Source organism: Zooshikella harenae (assembly GCF_018837975.1).
GTDB classification, from domain to species: Bacteria; Pseudomonadota; Gammaproteobacteria; order Pseudomonadales; family Zooshikellaceae; genus Zooshikella; species Zooshikella harenae.
Genome location: NZ_JAGSOY010000276.1, coordinates 1 through 1,037, shown reverse-complemented (window position 1 = coordinate 1,037; position 1,037 = coordinate 1). Strand labels below are relative to the sequence as shown.

Sequence of the window (1,037 nt, the reverse complement as noted above, 5' to 3'; positions counted from 1 at the left end):
ACAATTCATGACCGCTTCGCCGCATTGGAAAAAAGTTATCCTGGTGATAAATGGGATGACCCTATTCGCGGAAATTTTGGGCAGTTAATCAAACTGAAAAAAGCGAATCCTCATCTTACCGTGCTACCGTCTATAGGCGGTTGGACACTCTCTGACCCCTTTTACTATTTAGCAAAAGACACGCAAAAACGTGCCACATTTGTTAAGTCTGCCGTTGAGTTTCTAAAACAGTATCCGTTCTTTGATGGTTTAGACATTGACTGGGAATTTCCTGGCGTACCGGGTGCCAATTCAAAATTAGGCTCACCCGAAGATAAAGCCGCTTTTACGGCGTTAATGCGTGATTTACGACAAGCGTTGGATGCTTTAAGCCAAGAAACGGGAAAAAAATACCAGCTCACGGCAGCCACCAGCGCTGGTCCTGAAAAAATCGACAATATTAATTACGCCGAAGTCAGCAGTTATGTTGATTACATTTTTGCCATGACCTATGACTTCTATGGAGCCTGGGACAGTACGCTTGGTCACCATTCCGGTTTATATGCGGCTTCTCATGAAAAAATTCCTGAATTTAATGCGCATGATGCTGTACAAAACCTGACGCAAGCCGGCTTACCTGGTAATAAACTGGTGCTAGGTGCTGCTATGTATGGCCGTGGTTGGACAAGTATTAAAGACGGCCAGGAAAATAACCCCTGGGAAGGCTCCCATGGTAAACCCATAAAAGGTTCCTGGCAGCCTGGCGTTATTGATTATAAACACATCGTGTCTAAGTACTTAGGCGGTAGCAATGGTCAGGGCACCAATGGCTTTAAGTATTTTTATGATGATACGGCACAAGCCCCCTATTTATGGAATGCCACCAAAGGCGAACTCATTACCTACGATAACCCTCGTTCGGTCAAAGCTAAAGCCCAATATGTAACGGCAAATAGTTTAGCGGGTGTTTTCTCTTGGGAAATTGATGCTGACAACGGTGATATTCTCAAGGCTATTCATGACGGGCTGGGCAATAAGCCAGGGGATAATCCCAAACC

At 44.9% G+C, this 1,037-nt stretch carries 1 protein-coding gene; it reads left to right on the top strand.

All coding sequences use genetic code 11. From position 1 onward, the window contains the following. Positions 1 to 1,037: glycoside hydrolase family 18 protein (locus tag KCG35_RS25605; RefSeq protein ID WP_215822680.1), on the top strand; the 1,037-nt coding region annotated here is incomplete at both ends.